We start from the raw sequence: 15,040 nt of genomic DNA on the forward strand, positions 1-15,040 counted from the left end.
GCGGCGTGTGTCAGGGCAGGTCGAGGGCCGTGCCGTACAGGCGCGACACGCTGATCCTGATCACCACGCGCCCTTCGCGGGCCTGCTGCTCCAGGAAGGCGGCGGGGTCGGGCTGATCGCCGGCGAAGGCGAGCAGGTCGGCGGGGTCGCCGGACACCTCGGCCTCGCCCTCGGCGACGGCGAACGACCACACGTCGGGGCCCTGGACGTGCAGGGCGACGTGCGGGTCGCGGGCGATCTGGCGGGCCTTGAGCCGGCCGGCCGTGGTGGAGATCCGGATGACGCGCCCGGCGGGGTCCCATCGGTACAGGACCGTGGACAGGGCGAGGTGGCCGGTGCTCCGGACCGTCGCCAGCACGCCGAACCGCTGCCCTTCGAGCAGCTTGACCAGCTCGTCCTCGCTCAGCGGCCGCGGCGCTGGCCCCTGCTGGTTCTCGTCCACGGTTCTCCTCCGTCGTGCGGCTGCCAACGAGAGGACCGTAACAGATAGTTTCGTTGCAGACAATCTAGCCGCCGTAGCGGGCGGCGATCGCGGCGGCGCGGTCGCGCAGCGCGTCGCGCAGCCACTGCGGCTCGAGGGCCTCCGCGTTCGTGGTGAGCTGCCACAGCGCCCATTCGGCGTGCCTGCGGTCCTGGAAGGACACCTCCATCCGCAGCCACCCGTCCGCGTCGGCCCGCTCCGCGCGGACGGCCAGCGCGGTGCCCACCAGGTCCTCCCGCCGCGCCGGGTTCACCCGCACGAGCACGCTGACCTGGTCGCCGCCGGTCCGGAACCGGGTGCTGCGCTCCTGCCAGGCCCGGTCCAGGTCGACCCGGTCCGGCCGCTCCGCGCGCTCGTTGAGCTCCTCGGCCGCCAGGATCCGCGACAGCCGGTACGTACGGTCCGCGCCGGCCCGCGTGGCCAGCAGGTAGCCGCGTTCGCGCACGGTGACCAGGCCGATCGGGTCCACCGTGCGCCACTGCGCCGCCTGGTTCACGGCCGCGTAGTGGATGCGCAGCTTGTGCCCGGCGAACACCGCGCGCAGCACCTCGGCCACGATCGCGTCGGGCACCTCCTCGTCGGCCAGGCGGCGTGAGAGCAGGTCGGTCTCCGGGTCGATGAGCAGCCGCTCGGCCGCGCCCGCCGCCGTGTCCCGGTAGCTCTCCGGCAGCGCGTCGACCACCTTGAGCATCGCCGAGGCGAGCGCCGAGCCGAGCCCGAACGCCTGCGCCCCGCGCCGCGACCCGGCCACCAGCAGGGCGAGGGCCTCGTCGTGGTTCAGCCCGGTCAGCTCGGTCCGGAAGCCGGGCAGCAGCGCGAACCCGCCGTGGCGCCCACGCTCGGCGTACACGGGGACGCCCGCCGACGACAGCGCCTCGATGTCGCGCAGCACGGTCCGGGTGGACACCTCCAGCTCCCGGGCCAGCGCGGTCGCGGACATCCGGCCGTGCCGGCGCAGCAACAGCACCAGCGAGACCAGCCGGTCGGCACGCATATCCCGAACTGTACCGAAATACACGACAAAAGATGTCGTGATTGGCTGCGAGGCTCTTGCCCGATCGGAACGCGATTGTCGATGAACCGAATGGAGCCGACATGGCAGTGGAACGAACGGCCGTCAACCCGTGGGCGTGGTCGCAGCAGCTCGGATACCACCAGGGTGAGGTGGTCTCCGGGCACACCCGGACCCTGTACTGCTCGGGGCAGACGGCGATGAACGGCGACGGCAAGCCCGAGCACGCCGACGACATGGCGGCGCAGCTGGCGCTGAGCCTGGACAACCTGGAGGCCGTGCTGGGCGAGGCCGGGATGTCGCTGGCGAACCTGGTCCGGCTCAACGTCTACACCACCGACGTCGACCGGCTCTTCGAGCACTACGGCGTGCTGGCGTCGCGGCTGGGCGCCGCCGGGGTGGCGCCGCCCACCACGATGCTCGGGGTGACCAGGCTGGCGATCCCCACCTTGATGATCGAGCTGGAGGGCACCGCCGTCGCGTGACACCCCGCCGCCTCCGGCGTCCCCTGCCGGAGGCGGCAGGCCGTCACAGGGTCAGGTCGCGGCGGCGGAGCCCGTACAGGCCGAGCGCGGTGAAGGCGGCCGCCACGAGCGTGAGGCCGAGCAGCGTGCCGGGCCCGGGGTCGGCCAGCGTGGAGTAGTGGACGTGCGCGAACGGCGAGATCATGAAGACCTGGTCGTTCACCAGCCGGAGCTCCCAGCCGAGTTCGAGGGCGATGGCGAGCGCCAGCGCGGTCCACGCGACGACCGTCCCGGCGCGCCGGAACAGGCCGTACGCCGCCACGGCGACACCGGCCATCACCCAGACGCCGGGCAGGACGACCGTGGTGAGGGCCAGGCCGGAGCCGACGTCGCCGCTGCCCAGGCCCAGGCCGAGCCCGGCGACGACGAGCATGGCGCCGGGCACCGCCGCCGCGAACGCCAGATGGCCGAGGACCCAGCGCGCCCGGCTCACCGGCCCGGACAGGAACAGCTCGGTGGCCCCCTCGCCGCGCAGCCGGAGCACCGTCATGATCGCGTACAGGGACATGGAGAACACGGCCAGCTCGTACACGACGAGCCGGAAGAAGATCTCCACGGGGTCGTCCGTGCCCGTTCGCCTGGCCCAGTGGTCCAGCCCGCCGCTCTGGCCGAACTGTTCCAGGACGCTCGGCCCGGCCAGCCCGAGCCCCGCGCCGACGAACGCGGCGCCCGCGATCCACGCCAGCGCGGCGCCCCGGTGGACGCGCCAGGCCAGCCCGAGCGGCCCGCGCAGCGCGGCCGGGGCGCGGGCGGGCCCGAGCCGCGGCGCGAGGAGGCCGCCGCCGAGGTCGCGCCGGGCCGACAGCGTGTAGGCGAGCCAGGCCAGGGCCGCGACGAACGCCGCGAGCAGCAGGAACACCCACCACCGCTCGGCGCCGAACGCGCGGGCGCGCAGGATCCAGCCGTTGGGGACGAGCCAGCCCAGCCATTCCAGGCCAGGACCGGCCAGGTCGCTGATGCCGCGGACCAGATAGGCGGCGAAGAACACGGCGAAGGCCGCGGCCCCGGCCGTGCGGGCGCTCCGGGTGAGCTGCACGGTCACCGCGGCCAGCCCGGCCCCGAGCCAGCCGGCGGAGGCGGCCATCAGCCCCCAGGCGAGCGGCCCGGCCAGGCCGAGCCCGGCGCTCGCGCCGACCACGGTGATCAGCAGGGCCAGGACGAGGTTCGCGCCGAGCACGACGGCGAGGGCGGCGGTGAGCGGGGCGTGGCGGCCCACGGCGGCCGAGCCGACGAGCTCGCGCCTCCCCTGCTCCTCGTCGGAGCGGGTGTGCTTGACCACGAGCAGGATGCTGGCCAGAGCGGCGAAGATGGTGGTGGCGGCGCCGCGCTGCTGGGCGGCGGCCGCGCCCACGCTGTCGCCGTACGCCGGTCCCTGCAGCAGCATGATGGCCGGGTTGTCGATGATGTTCACGAAGTAGTCGCGGCGTGCCTCCGGGGTTGGCAGCAGCTCGCGGATGGTGGTGACCGTGGCCGCGACGAAGAGCGTGACGCTCAGGATCCACAGCGGCTGCCAGACGCGGTCGCGGCGCAGGATCAGCCGGATCAGGGTGCCGGTGTTCATCGGTAGTGCCTCATGAACAGCTCTTCGAGAGTGGGAGGCTGGGCGGTGATGTCGCGGATGCCGTACTCCGTCAGGCGGGTCAGGACCTCGCCGATGTGGTCGGCGTCGGCCTGGAAGCGGACGCGGCCGCCCTCGCCGGTGAGGTCGTGGACGTGGGGCAGGCCGGCCTCCGGAACCCTGGCCAGGTCGGCCGTGACCGAGATGCGCGTGAGGTGGCGCAGCTCGGCGAGCGTGCCGGACTCCACGATCCGGCCGTCGCGGATGATGCTCACCCGGTCGCAGAGCGCCTCGACCTCGGCGAGGATGTGGCTGGAGAGCAGGACCGTGCGGCCCGCGCGCCGCTCCTCGCCGACGACCTCGCGGAAGACCGCCTCCATCAGCGGGTCGAGCCCGGAGGTCGGCTCGTCGAGCAGCAGTAACTCCACCTCGGAGGCGAGCGCGGCGATCAGCGCGACCTTCTGCCGGTTGCCCTTGGAGTAGGTGCGGGCCTTCTTGCGCGGGTCCAGGGCGAACCGCTCGATCAGCTCGTCGCGCCGTTTGGCGTCGGCGCCGCCGCGCAGCCGGCCGAGCAGGTCGATCACCTCGCCGCCGGACAGGCTGGGCCACAGCGTGACGTCGCCGGGCACGTACGCGAGCCGCCGGTGCAGCTCGACGGCCTCGTTCCAGGGGTCGCCGCCCAGCAGGCTCACCTCGCCGGAGTCCTTGCGCAGCAGGCCGAGCAGGATGCGCAGGGTCGTGCTCTTGCCCGCGCCGTTGGGGCCGAGGAAGCCGTGGACCTCTCCCTCCCGCACGGTCAGGTCCAGCTGGTCCAGCGCGCGGACCTTGCCGAAGTTCTTGACCAGCCGGTGGATCCGGATCGCGTCAGGCATCGGGGTGCTCCTCGTCGTGGACGTCGGTGACGGCCTGGCGGATCCGGTCACCCTGCTGGGTGGCGATCCACTGCCCCATGCGGGCGTAGACGTCGAGCATGGCGGCGCCGAGCAGGCCGGAGTTCGGGCGGCGCAGCACGTCGATGCCGAGCCGCCTGGACAGGTGCTCGTGCAGGACGATCGTGCCCAGGTGCATCGCGGCCATGACGGCGGCGCGCTCGCGCACCTTCGCCTCGCCGGGGGTGAACGTGTCGGGCCAGGTGTCGGTGAAGAACCGCTCGGCTCCGGCCGAGCCCTCGTCGAACAGCTCGGCCGCCACGGGCGAGCCGTCGACCAGGGCGCGGGCCAGGTAGCGGACGCTGAGCTCGCTCGCCTCGTACATGCCCCTGAGGAAGTCGGCGTTGACCTCGGCCCCCTCCTGGACCTGGCCGGCGGCGCCCAGGACGGTGTCGCGGACGTGCTGGTCGCAGGCCTCCCGCAGGCGGTCCTTGGAGCCGAAGTGGTGCTGGACCAGGCCGACGGAGACGCCGGCGGCGTGGGCGATGTCCTTCAGCGTGGCGGCTTTGACGCCCCGGGCGGCGAACTGCTCCAGCGCGGCGTCGCGGATGCGGGCACGCGCGGTCAGGTCCTCCGGCGGGCGGTCCCCCGTTGGCGGTATCGACATACCGGGAACAATATCTGCATATTGGAAACCATATCAAGATATTGCCGCAGCGATCCAGCAGGCTCCTCTTTATTTGAACGATCGTCCTAGTTGTACTATCGTTCAAATATTCTTGCCCAAGGAGGATGTCATGCCCGAAGTCGTCACCCGGCGTGCGGGAACGCGGGAGTGGGCCGGTCTGGGACTGCTGGCGCTGCCGACGGTGCTGCTCGGCCTGGACGTCACCGTGCTGTACCTGGTCCTGCCGAGCATGGCCGAGGCCCTGGACCCGTCGGCGACCCAGACGCTCTGGATCATGGACGCGTACGGGTTCTTCATCGCCGGGTTCCTCATCACGATGGGGACCTTGGGCGACCGGATCGGGCGGCGCCGCCTGCTGGTGATCGGGACGGCCGCGTTCGCCGCGGTGTCGGTGTTCGCCGCCTTCGCGCCGAACGCCGAGCTGCTGATCGTCGCCCGGGCGCTGCTCGGGGTCGCCGGGGCCACGCTGATGCCCTCGACGCTGTCGCTGATCTCGAACATGTTCGCCGACGCCCGGCAGCGCGCGGTCGCGATCGGGATCTGGGCGACGATGTTCGCCCTGGGCATGGCCGCCGGCCCGGTGGCCGGCGGCGCCCTGGTCGGCACGTTCTGGTGGGGCGCCGCGTTCCTGCTCGCCGTCCCCGTCGCGGTCGCCGTGCTCGCAGGGGCGCGGGCGCTGCTGCCCGAGTACGCCGACCCGCAGGCGGGCCGCCTCGACCTGGCCAGCGTCGGCCTGTCGCTGGCCGCGATCCTGCCGGTCGTCTACGCGATCAAGCACGCGGCGGCGGACGGTCCCGGCCCCGGCACGGCGGCCCTGGCCGTGCTCGGCGCGGTGGCCGGGGCGCTCTTCGTACGGCGTCAGCGCGGCCTGGCCTCGCCCCTGCTGGACGTCACGCTGTTCACCAGCCGGGCGTTCTCCGCGGCGCTGGCCGTGCTGCTGATCGGGCTGGTCGGCGTGGGCGGGACCATGTACCTGGTCACCCAGTACCTCCAGCTCGTCGAGGGCCTGACGCCGTTCGCGGCCGGCCTGTGGATGGGACCGCCCGCCCTGGCGATGTTCGCCGCGGCGATCGGCGCGCCGATCATCGCCAGGCGGATGCGTCCCGGCCTGGTCATGGCACTCATGCTCGCCCTCTCGGTGATCGGCTACGCGCTGCTGGCCACCGCCGGCACCGGCGACGCGGCACGGGTGGTGGCCGGGTTCGCGTTCGTCTACCTCGGCCTCGGCGCGATCGCCGCCCTCGGCACCGACATGGTCGTCGGCGCCGCGCCGGCCTCGAAGTCCGGGTCGGCCGCCGCGATGTCCGAGACCGTCCAGGAACTCGGCATCGCCGTCGGCGTCGCCGTCCTCGGCAGCCTCACCACCGTCCTCTACACCGCCCGCATGACCGCCCCGGCGGACGTCCCGCCCGAGCTCGCGGCGCGTCTCACCGACAGCCTGCCCGGCGCGCTGTCGGTCGCCGGCCAGGTGCCCGCCCCGGTGGTGCGGGAGGCGCAGGCGCTGTTCACCAGCGGGGTGAACATCGCCTCGGCCGTGGCCGGCGTCGCGATCGTCGCGGCGGCGGCGCTGTGCCTGACGGCGCTGCGGCACGTGCGGCCTCTCGGGGAGAACGAGCGGTGACGTGCTCGTCCACCCTGGCTCGTCTACCCTGGACCTCACGGGAGGGGTGCATGAACGACGACAGCGGGCACATCGACGGCCGCAAGGCCCGGGGCCACCGGCGCCGCGCCGAGATCATCGAGGCCACCCTCGCCGTCGTGACGCGCGAGGGCGCGGCGGGCGTCACCCACCGCACCGTCGCCAAGCAGGCCGGCATCACCACCAGCCTGAGCACCTACTACTTCGCCACCCTCGACGACCTGCTCGTCGCGGCCCTGTCCAGCGTCGCCGACACCTACACCCGGCGCATCCGCCAGATCATCGACGGCCCCGGCGACAAGCTCCGCGCGCTGGCCGAGCTGATCGCCGAGTCCGGCGGCCCCGGCCGTGACCACGCCCTGGCCGAGCGCGAGCTGTCCACCCTGGCGGCTCGCCGCCCGGCGCTCGCGCCCGTCGCCCGCCGCTGGCGGCAGGACATCGGCGAGCTCGCCGCCACCCTCACCGACGACCCCGAGGCCATCGCCGCCGTCGTCGCCGCCGCCGACGGCCTGTGCACCGCCATCCTCATCGACAACGCCCCCGCCGACGCCGGCTACGTGCACCGCATCCTGACCCGCGCCGTCCACGCGCACCCCGCCGCCGCTGTCTCCTGAGCGGCCCGGCTCATTCCTCCTCGATGCGCACGGTGCCCGCGGCGCCGTCGATGGTGATGAGCTGGCCCGTCCTGATCTCGCGGGTGGCGTCGCGTACGCAGATGACGGCCGGGATGCCGTACTCCCTGGCGACGGTCGGGCCGTGCGCGACCGGGGAGCCCGTCTCGGTGACCAGGCCCGCCGTCGTCAGGAAGAGCGGCGTCCAGCCGGGGTCGGTGGTGGGCGCGACCAGGATCTCGCCCGGCTCGATGTACGCGCCGGCCGGGTCGTGGATCACCCGCGCCCGGCCGGTCGCGCGGCCCGCCGCCCCGGCCATGCCGGTGAGCACCCCGTCGCCCGCCGGAACCGCCGGCGCGAGCGCCTCCACGTCGGTGCCGTCGGACAGCAGCGCGCCGGGGACGCCGGGCCGCCGCAGCTCACGCTCGTACGCGGCGCGCCGGGCCGCGATGACCTCGCGCAGGTCCGCGCCCCGGGCGGCCTGGCGGGCCTCGGCCAGGTCGAGGAACATGATGTCGTCCGGCCGCTCGAACAGCTCCGCGCCGGCCAGCAGCAGTTGCTCCCGCGCCGCCCGCAGCGGGATCAGCCAGGCGAACTTCCCCAGCTCGCGCAGCCCGGTGAGCTCGCGGGACCTGCGCATGAGGAAGACCGCGACCCTGCCGCGGACCGGCCGCCCGCGCGTGGCCCGCCGCGCCAGCGCGGCGAGCGTCCGCTCCGCCCGATCCGCGGCGCGCTCGAAGCGCCGGTCCGGCGCCTGCTCGGGATCGCCGACCCGCAGGTAGTTGGCGATCGTGGCGAACAGCGGCGCCGGGTCCTCCGCCCATCGCGGCATACCGACGTCGATCTCGGCCGCGGCCCGCAGGCCGTACCTCTCCAGGAACTGTGCCAGGCCGATGTCGGGCAGGTCGCCGTCCCGGTAGCGGGCGGCGAGCTCCGGCGCGGGGGTGCCGGCGAACAGCTCCCGGTGCTCGCGCGCGCTGACGGCGAGCCGCCACAGGGCCAGGTCCATCTCGGTGGTCACGTTGTACGGCATGCCGCCGAGGACGGTGTCCAGCTCCTCCTCGCTCGCCACCCCGTCGAGCAGGGCGGCGGGGACGGTGCCCGCCACGATCCCGGCGGTCAGCGGCCAGACGATGCCCTGCATGTCCAGGGTCATGATCGGCCGGTGCGAGTCCTCCGCCACCCAGCGCAGGCGTTCGGCGGCGCTCGCGTCCGGCCCGGGCGGCACGGTCAGCCGCCTGATCCTCCGCACGCCGCGGTAGGCCCGGCCCCGCGCGGCGTCCGGCCAGGCCAGCGCGGCGATCACGCCGGCGACGGCCCGGGGGGCGATGCGCGCGACCCCCTTGACCACGGCGCGCACGTCGAACGGCAGGCCGGGCCGCGGGGCGAAGCGCGGGTCGTCCAGCATCCGCCGCACGGCGCCCTGCACGCGCGGGCCGTACACCTCCAAGGACGTGCCGAGCCGGTCACGCATCACCTTGCTGCGCAGGAAGTCGGTCAGGTCGAAGTAGAGCCTGCCGCCGATCGCGACCATCCGGGGCAGCGGATCTCGGCGGTCGACCTTGGCTCCGGCCGCTTCGAACCAGAGGCCCGCGCCGGTCCTGAGCAGCGACACGCCCATCGGCGTCATCGGCCGGAGCATGCCCTGGATGTGGCCGAACTCCAGGTAGAGCCGGGTGTCGGCGGTCGCGGGCGGCGCCGGGAACAGCGTCGTGACCGGGCGGGACTGCAGTAACCACAGCACGCCGTCCCGGTCGAGGGCCCACTCGACGTCCTGCGGCGAGCCGAAGTGCTCGCGCAGCCGCAGCCCCGCCGCGCGCAGCTCCTCCAGCCAGCCGGTCTGCGGGGCGTCGTCGTCGAACTCGTAGTGGTCGGGCGCCACGGTGCCGTCGACGATCGCGGTGCCCAGGCCCTCCGCGGCGTCGACGACCATCTGGGTGCGCCGGCCAGTGATCGGGTTCGCCGTGAACAGCACCCCGGCGCGCTCGGGGTCGACCATCCGCTGCACCACGACGGCCATCGCCGCGTCCTCGATGCCGACGTTCGCCCGGTAGGCCACGGCGCGCTCGGTGTGCAGCGAGTCCCAGCAGCGGCGGACCGCCTCGGCCAGCGCGTCCTGGCCCTCGACACCCAGGTAGGTGTCCTGCTGGCCGGCGAAGCTGGCGTGCGGCAGGTCCTCGGCGGTGGCGCTCGACCGCACCGCCACCTTCCCGCCGCCGAGCCGCTCGTAGGCGCGGGCCAGCTCCTCCTGCGGGACCTGCCCGCTCGCGTAGGCCTCGACGGTCACGCAGAAGCCGTCGGGGACCCGCTCCCCCGCTCTGATCATCTCCCCGAGCCCGGCGGCCTTGCCGCCCACCAGGCCGATCATCGAGGCGTCGATCTCGGCCAGCCGGATCAGCTTCATCCCGGATCCTCCTCGCAGCCGTGGCGCCCGGATCCGGCCGGTCCGCCACCCGGAACGGCCGGTCGGCGCGGACCCCGTGAACCCGCAGCAGCCTTCAGCAGTCAATCTACGCGTACGTGACCATCCGTCCAGTAGGCGGCTGCCACCACCGGTCAGGCCAGGGTCTCCAGGATCTGGACCGCCCGCTGGACGCCGTTCTCGGCGCGGACGCGCTCGCCGGTCTGGGCGGCGGCGCGGGCCAGGCCCCGGTCGGTGACGGCCCGGCGGATGGCCTCGGCCAGGCCGTGCGGGGTGAGGCGGCGCTGTGGCTGCGGGGCCGGGGCGACCCCGGCGGCGTGCGCGCGGGCGGCCCAGAACGGCTGGTCGGCCACGAACGGGCAGAGGACCTGCGGCCTGCCCGCGGCCAGCGCGGCCCCGGTGGTGCCGCTGCCGCCGTGGTGCACGATCGCGGCCATGCGCGGGAACAGCCAGTCGTGCGGAGCCTGCTCCAGCGGGAACACCGCCTCGGGCAGGTCGCCGGTCCGCATCCCGCCCCAGCCGGTCGCCAGCACGGCGCGCACCCCGGCCAGCCGGACGGCCTCGGTGACCACGCGGCCGACCCGTACCGGATCGGTGCCCGCCATGCTGCCGAAGCCCACGTACACGGGAGGGGGCCCGTCCGCCAGGAAGGCGGCCAGCTCCCGCGGCGGCGACCAGCCGGAGGCGGCGGGAAGGAACCAGAAGCCGGTGGTGTGCACCCACGACGGGTAGTCGAGCCCGCCGGGCAGCAGGCTGGTGCTGAACGCCTGCAGCACCGTGGCCGGGCGGCCGTCGGGGCGGCGCAGGATGTCATGGCGGCCCCGGCGGCGCGGCAGGCCGAGCCGTCCGGCGCGCAGCCTGTCGGCGACGCCGCCGAACGAGCGGAGCATCAGCTTGATCGGCAGGTACGAGGCCCGGTTCAGCGACCGGGGCAGCGGCACCGGGATCATCGGGTTGCGGAACGCGGCGGTCGGCACCCACACCGGTTGCATGGTGGCGGGCACCGCGGGCACGCCCAGCCGTTCGGCGAAGTGCTGAGCGGGGATGCCCGGGGCGTGCACCACCAGGTCGGCGCCGTCCTCCGCCACGTCCGCCATGTCGTCGAAGACCCGGGCCATGAGCGGCTTGCTGCGCCGCATGACGCGCAGGGCGACCTTCTTGCCGCGCAGGCCCCGGTAGTTCGTCTCGATCGCCTCGAGGATCTCGGGGTCGTCGATGAGCGTGTTCGGCCCGTCATGGACCGGCGCGAACGCCAGCCCGTACGGCTCGGCCAGGGACGCCATCGCCGCCGGCGCGGCCAGGACCGGTTCGTGGCCGGCCGTTCTCAAGGCGAGGGCGAGGGCCGCGTACGGCTGCACGTCGCCGCGGGTGCCGTGGGTGAGGATGAGGACCTTCATCGGTGCTCCCTGCTCGGAGGAACTGCTGCGTTCGCCGACCAGGCTTCCCGGCACACCGTCGCCCCGCTGCAGGGGCGAATACCGTCACATTACCCAAAGTTCTGAAATTTCTGAAGATTCATGGCCTCGGCTATTCTGATCTCCGGAGGTGACGCGGTGAGCGAGCGGGAACGGTGGGAGGCCGCCGAACGGCTGGCGCTGGTGCTGACCGAGGGCGGCCTGCAACGCATGTCGGCCCGCGCCCTGGCGGTCTTCCTGTTCACCGGCGCGGAGACGGTCACCATGGGCGACATCGCCGACCGGCTCGGCGTCAGCGCGGGCTCCGTGTCCGGCGCCGTCAAGGCGCTGCTCTCCACCGGGCTGATCGAGCGGCTGCCCGCCCCCGGCAGCCGCCGCGAGCACTACCGGCTGCGCGACGACGCCTGGCCCACCCTGTTCTCCACCCAGAACACCGTCGTCCACACCATGCTGGAGGCCGCCGAGACCGGCATCGCCACCACCTCCCCCGGTGACCCGGCCCACGTCCGGCTCGCGCGGATGCGCGACTTCTACCAGTTCCTCCTGGGCGAGCTGCCGGGCCTGCTGCACCGCTGGCAGCAGCGGAACGGCTGACCCGGCCCCGGGATCCGGCGCAGGGCACCGGACGCGCTCACGGGCGGCGGATGCGGCGCGTCACGGCGGTGTGCCAGGCGGGGACCTCGCGCTCGTCGTCGAACCAGCGGGCCACCACGATGTCGGTCGAGGAGTGCAGCAGGATCGACACCACGATGGTCACCGCGACGTACTGGAACACCGGTTCGGCGACCGCGATGCCGGAGCCCAGCACGAGCAGCCCGTACACGACCGAGGCGAACCCCTTGGGCCCGAACCAGGCCACGGCCGCCTGCTCGCGCACCGACAGCCCCGAGCGCAGGAACGACAGCCAGATCGCCACCGGCCGCGCCACCACCAGCGCGAGCACCGCGAACAGCCAGCCGGCCCAGCCGACCGCGCCGAGCAGCGCCGGCGTGATCAGCGCCCCGAACACCAGCAGCGCGGCCAGCTTGAACACCTCGGCGATGAGCTCGCCGAAGTGCTCGAACGACTCCCGCTGCCGGGGCCCGAACGTGGCCACGGTGATCCCGGCCGAGAACGCGGCCAGGAACAGGTTGCCGTGCGTGGCCTTGCCGACGGCGAGCACGAGCAGGCCGATGGCCAGCGCGTTGAGCGGCTCGTAGGCGGTGGACGCGGCGAACCAGCGGGTGCGCTCCAGCTTGATCGCCGCCCACGGGATCGCGACCCCGATGACGATGCCCAGCCCGAGCTCCAGCCCCAGCTCGCCCAGGTGCAGATCGTGCGACCCCGCCGCGACGGCCAGGAAGACGATCACGAACGGCAGCGCCAGGCCGTCGTTGACGCCGGACTCGACGTTCAGCAACTGGCGCAGCCGGGGCGGCACCTTGTCGTTGCCGACCAGGGCCGCGGCGAACACCGGGTCGGTGGGCGCCAGGATCGCGCCGATGAGCAGCGCCTCGACCCAGCCGAGGCCGAGCAGGTAGTGGGCGCCGAGCGCGGTGATGGCCAGCGTGAGCGGCAGGCCCCAGCCCAGCGCCCGTCCGGGGAGCCGCCAGGCGCTGCGCAGCTCGGTCCAGCCCACCCGCATGCCGTCGGTGAACAGCACCGTGAACAGGGCCAGCTCGGCGAGCGTGGCGACCAGGTCGTCGCCGGGACTCAGCGACACGACGCCGAGCACGCCGTCGCCCAGCACGAACCCGGCCACCAGGAACAGCGCGGCCGTGGACAGGATGGTGCGGTGGGCCAGGCTCGACAGCAGCACGGCGAGCAGGAGCACGCAGGCGAAGGCGGTCAGCAGCACGCCCATCAGGGACACCGCGCAGGGAAGATCATCGGGCACCTCCGGTCGGGACAGAGAACCATCTTGCCGACCAGGCTTCCCGGCGCACCGCGCTCACCTTAACAGCGGCGCCGCCCGGGCGACAGACGCCGCCGTGCGGGCGACCCGGCGGGGCGGCGGGGGCGGCTCAGGTGAGTTCGAGGCCGCCGTCAACGGTGATGACCTGGCCGGTGACCCAGGCGGTCGCGGGGGTGGCGAGGTGGACGATCCAGGCGGCCACCTCCTCGGGGGCGCCGCGGCGGCCGAGCGGGATGCGGGCGGCCTCGTCCCGTTTGATCTGCTCGACGACGTCGTCCGGCAGGCCGGCGGCGGCCAGGGCCTGGCTCTCGGTGGGGCCGGGGGCCAGGGCGTTGACGCGGATGCCGTCGGCGGCCAGCTCCAGCGCCCAGCTGCGGGTGAGCTGTTCGAGTGCGGCCTTGGAGGCGGCGTAGTGGGCGGCGCCGGGCAGCGGCCGGTGGCCGTAGGTGCTGGAGACGTTGACGATCACGCCCCGGGTGGCGCGCAGGTGCGGCAGGGCGGCGGCGGCGAGCAGGCTGGGCGCGGTGACGTTGAGGGCGAACAGGTCGGCGACGCCGTCGGCGGTGACCTCGGCCAGGGGCATCCTCCTGGTGGCTCCGGCGTTGTTGACCAGCACGTCCACGGCGCCCCACCGGTCGACGGCGGCCTCGACGACCTGCCGGGGGGCGTCCGGGTCGCGCAGGTCGGCGGCGTGGACGGCGATGCCGGGGTGGCCGTCGGCGGTCTCCTCCAGCGTCGGCAGGCGGCGGGCGACGCCGAGCACGCGGGCTCCGGCGCGGGCGAACTCCCGGGCGGCGGCCCGGCCGATGCCCGAGCCTGCGCCGGTGACGATGACGGCCTTGCCGGTGAGGTCCGCGCAGGGCTGCTGATCCACCATGGACTCCTTTGTTCGTTGTTCGTGAAACGTCGAACAAGGTAGCATGGGGTGGTGAAGCAGGCGCAGCATCCCGAGCTCGAGCAGATGACCCTCGTCGCGGTGCTGGGCGCGCTCAGCGACCCGATCCGCGTCGGGCTGGTGCGCGTGCTGGCCGACGGCCGCGAGCGGGGCTGGGGCGAGCTGCGCGCGCCCGTCGCCAAGTCGACGCTCAGCCACCATCTGCGCGTGCTGCGCGACGCCGGCATCACCCGGACCCGGCAGGAGGGCACCCGCTGCTTCGTGCGGCTGCGCCGCGCCGACCTGGACGCCCGCTTCCCCGGACTGCTCGACGTGGTGCTCCAGGTGGCGGACGCCGACGACGTCGGCGCGCACGTCGGGACGCACGACAGCCCGCAGCCCGCCCGAACCGGGCGGGCCGTCATCGCCTCGTAAGGAATCGGGCCGCCGCGCGCTCCTAGGGTGACCGGCATGAGCAACGTGCGAAGCGCGGCCGCCGCGATGGCGGCGCTCGCCCTGCTGGCCGCCGCGTGCGGCACCGGCATGCGGGACGAGCCCGGAGACATGGGGAACACGGGAGACACGGCCATGAGGACCTCGGCCCCGGCGGCCTCCCCCGCCGGGCCCGGGAGCGCGTCCTCGGCGCCCGCCGCGTTACGGTTCGACGCCCGGACGCTGGACGGCGAGCCGTTCGAGGGTGAGAGCCTGGCGGGCAGGCCCGTCGCGTTCTGGTTCTGGGCGCCGTGGTGCCCCAAGTGCCTGTCGGACGCGCCCGCCGTCAAGGCCGCCGCCGCCCGGCACGGCGACGTCACGGTCGTCGGGGTCGCCGGCCTGGACACCGAGGCGGCGATGAAGCAGTTCGTCCGGCGCACGGGGACCGGCGACCTCGTGCACCTGTCCGACGCCGAAGGGGCGCTCTGGACGAAGCTCGGCGTCAGCGAGCAGTCCACCTTCGTGTTCATGAGACCGGACGGCTCCACGGAGAAGGTCACCGGCCCGCTCGGCCAGGACAAGCTGGAGACCCACCTGCGCGCCCTGGCCACCCGGTAGCCC

General features: G+C 74.1%; 15 protein-coding genes. 6 read left to right on the forward strand and 9 right to left on the reverse strand.

Annotated features, from left to right (window positions below; all coding sequences use genetic code 11):
- Window positions 1-10 precede the first annotated feature (10 nt).
- Together AB0G11_RS24050 and AB0G11_RS24055 are read right to left on the reverse strand one after the other, a co-directional pair.
- Window positions 11-442 (reverse strand): TIGR03618 family F420-dependent PPOX class oxidoreductase, encoded by a 432-nt coding sequence (locus AB0G11_RS24050; RefSeq protein WP_357588309.1) that lies wholly within the window; start codon window positions 440-442, stop codon window positions 11-13.
- Window positions 443-506: 64 nt separating this feature from the next.
- Entirely contained in the window at window positions 507-1,475 is a 969-nt protein-coding gene (locus AB0G11_RS24055; protein ID WP_357588311.1) for a WYL domain-containing protein, read from the reverse strand.
- Window positions 1,476-1,582: 107 nt separating this feature from the next.
- Between AB0G11_RS24055 and AB0G11_RS24060 the strand changes: the two genes are divergently transcribed.
- Complete coding sequence (locus tag AB0G11_RS24060) at window positions 1,583-1,978, forward strand: RidA family protein (protein ID WP_219509491.1); 396 nt, start codon at window positions 1,583-1,585, stop codon at window positions 1,976-1,978.
- Between the two features lie 43 nt (window positions 1,979-2,021).
- On the opposite strand, the gene AB0G11_RS24065 is transcribed toward AB0G11_RS24060, so the two are convergent.
- From AB0G11_RS24065 to AB0G11_RS24075, 3 genes are read right to left on the reverse strand one after another with little or no spacing between them, the layout of a single operon-like run.
- Window positions 2,022-3,578 (reverse strand): hypothetical protein, encoded by a 1,557-nt coding sequence (locus tag AB0G11_RS24065; RefSeq protein WP_357588313.1) that lies wholly within the window; start codon window positions 3,576-3,578, stop codon window positions 2,022-2,024.
- Window positions 3,575-4,447, reverse strand: a complete 873-nt coding sequence (locus AB0G11_RS24070; RefSeq protein WP_357588315.1) for an ABC transporter ATP-binding protein — start codon at window positions 4,445-4,447, stop codon at window positions 3,575-3,577. Before AB0G11_RS24070 ends, AB0G11_RS24065 begins: the two co-directional genes overlap by 4 nt.
- The gene (locus AB0G11_RS24075) at window positions 4,440-5,111 is read right to left on the reverse strand and encodes a helix-turn-helix domain-containing protein (RefSeq protein WP_357588317.1); all 672 of its coding nucleotides are present in this window, start codon (window positions 5,109-5,111) and stop codon (window positions 4,440-4,442) included. The genes AB0G11_RS24070 and AB0G11_RS24075 overlap by 8 nt, the downstream gene beginning before the upstream one ends.
- A gap of 130 nt (window positions 5,112-5,241) precedes the next feature.
- Here AB0G11_RS24075 and AB0G11_RS24080 point away from each other — a divergent pair, with 130 nt between their 5' ends.
- Together AB0G11_RS24080 and AB0G11_RS24085 are read left to right on the forward strand one after the other, a co-directional pair.
- Window positions 5,242-6,753 (forward strand): MFS transporter, encoded by a 1,512-nt coding sequence (locus AB0G11_RS24080; protein WP_357588319.1) that lies wholly within the window; start codon window positions 5,242-5,244, stop codon window positions 6,751-6,753.
- A gap of 50 nt (window positions 6,754-6,803) precedes the next feature.
- Complete coding sequence (locus AB0G11_RS24085) at window positions 6,804-7,385, forward strand: TetR family transcriptional regulator (RefSeq protein WP_219509463.1); 582 nt, start codon at window positions 6,804-6,806, stop codon at window positions 7,383-7,385.
- A 10-nt stretch (window positions 7,386-7,395) separates the two neighbouring features.
- Here the strand turns inward: AB0G11_RS24085 and AB0G11_RS24090 are convergent, their stop codons facing one another.
- A complete protein-coding gene (locus tag AB0G11_RS24090; RefSeq protein WP_357588321.1) occupies window positions 7,396-9,786 on the reverse strand; it encodes a PEP/pyruvate-binding domain-containing protein in 2,391 nt (796 codons plus the stop codon).
- 152 nt (window positions 9,787-9,938) lie between these two features.
- On the reverse strand, window positions 9,939-11,201 hold the full coding sequence (locus AB0G11_RS24095) for a glycosyltransferase (protein ID WP_357588323.1): 1,263 nt from the start codon (window positions 11,199-11,201) through the stop codon (window positions 9,939-9,941).
- A gap of 156 nt (window positions 11,202-11,357) precedes the next feature.
- Between AB0G11_RS24095 and AB0G11_RS24100 the strand changes: the two genes are divergently transcribed.
- Entirely contained in the window at window positions 11,358-11,813 is a 456-nt protein-coding gene (locus AB0G11_RS24100; protein WP_357588325.1) for a helix-turn-helix domain-containing protein, read from the forward strand.
- Between the two features lie 37 nt (window positions 11,814-11,850).
- Here the strand turns inward: AB0G11_RS24100 and AB0G11_RS24105 are convergent, their stop codons facing one another.
- Together AB0G11_RS24105 and AB0G11_RS24110 are read right to left on the reverse strand one after the other, a co-directional pair.
- Window positions 11,851-13,062 carry a cation:proton antiporter gene (locus tag AB0G11_RS24105; RefSeq protein ID WP_219509465.1) on the reverse strand — a complete coding sequence of 404 codons (1,212 nt, stop codon included), beginning with the start codon at window positions 13,060-13,062 and terminating at the stop codon, window positions 11,851-11,853.
- Window positions 13,063-13,222: 160 nt separating this feature from the next.
- Window positions 13,223-13,990: an SDR family oxidoreductase gene (locus AB0G11_RS24110; protein ID WP_357588327.1), complete on the reverse strand. Its 768-nt coding sequence runs from the start codon at window positions 13,988-13,990 to the stop codon at window positions 13,223-13,225.
- Between the two features lie 51 nt (window positions 13,991-14,041).
- On the opposite strand from AB0G11_RS24110, the gene AB0G11_RS24115 reads away from it, so the two are divergent.
- Together AB0G11_RS24115 and AB0G11_RS24120 are read left to right on the forward strand one after the other, a co-directional pair.
- Window positions 14,042-14,422 carry a metalloregulator ArsR/SmtB family transcription factor gene (locus AB0G11_RS24115; RefSeq protein WP_357588329.1) on the forward strand — a complete coding sequence of 127 codons (381 nt, stop codon included), beginning with the start codon at window positions 14,042-14,044 and terminating at the stop codon, window positions 14,420-14,422.
- A 36-nt stretch (window positions 14,423-14,458) separates the two neighbouring features.
- A complete protein-coding gene (locus AB0G11_RS24120) occupies window positions 14,459-15,037 on the forward strand; it encodes a redoxin domain-containing protein (RefSeq protein ID WP_357588331.1) in 579 nt (192 codons plus the stop codon).
- Window positions 15,038-15,040: the final 3 nt, after the last annotated feature.

It is taken from the genome of Nonomuraea sp. NPDC023979, assembly GCF_040639085.1.
In the GTDB taxonomy this organism is placed as follows: Bacteria; Actinomycetota; Actinomycetes; order Streptosporangiales; family Streptosporangiaceae; genus Nonomuraea; species Nonomuraea ceibae.

What these genes read in the sequence shown, in the direction of transcription:
- AB0G11_RS24120 (WP_357588331.1), top strand. Translation starts at nt 14,459, where the DNA reads ATGAGCAACGTGCGAAGCGCGGCCGCCGCGATGGCGGCGCTCGCCCTG.
- AB0G11_RS24075 (WP_357588317.1), bottom strand. Translation starts at nt 5,111, where the DNA reads ATGTCGATACCGCCAACGGGGGACCGCCCGCCGGAGGACCTGACCGCG.
- AB0G11_RS24055 (WP_357588311.1), bottom strand. Translation starts at nt 1,475, where the DNA reads ATGCGTGCCGACCGGCTGGTCTCGCTGGTGCTGTTGCTGCGCCGGCAC.
- AB0G11_RS24065 (WP_357588313.1), bottom strand. Translation starts at nt 3,578, where the DNA reads ATGAACACCGGCACCCTGATCCGGCTGATCCTGCGCCGCGACCGCGTC.
- AB0G11_RS24105 (WP_219509465.1), bottom strand. Translation starts at nt 13,062, where the DNA reads ATGGGCGTGCTGCTGACCGCCTTCGCCTGCGTGCTCCTGCTCGCCGTG.
- AB0G11_RS24090 (WP_357588321.1), bottom strand. Translation starts at nt 9,786, where the DNA reads ATGAAGCTGATCCGGCTGGCCGAGATCGACGCCTCGATGATCGGCCTG.
- AB0G11_RS24110 (WP_357588327.1), bottom strand. Translation starts at nt 13,990, where the DNA reads ATGGTGGATCAGCAGCCCTGCGCGGACCTCACCGGCAAGGCCGTCATC.
- AB0G11_RS24070 (WP_357588315.1), bottom strand. Translation starts at nt 4,447, where the DNA reads ATGCCTGACGCGATCCGGATCCACCGGCTGGTCAAGAACTTCGGCAAG.
- AB0G11_RS24080 (WP_357588319.1), top strand. Translation starts at nt 5,242, where the DNA reads ATGCCCGAAGTCGTCACCCGGCGTGCGGGAACGCGGGAGTGGGCCGGT.
- AB0G11_RS24095 (WP_357588323.1), bottom strand. Translation starts at nt 11,201, where the DNA reads ATGAAGGTCCTCATCCTCACCCACGGCACCCGCGGCGACGTGCAGCCG.
- AB0G11_RS24085 (WP_219509463.1), top strand. Translation starts at nt 6,804, where the DNA reads ATGAACGACGACAGCGGGCACATCGACGGCCGCAAGGCCCGGGGCCAC.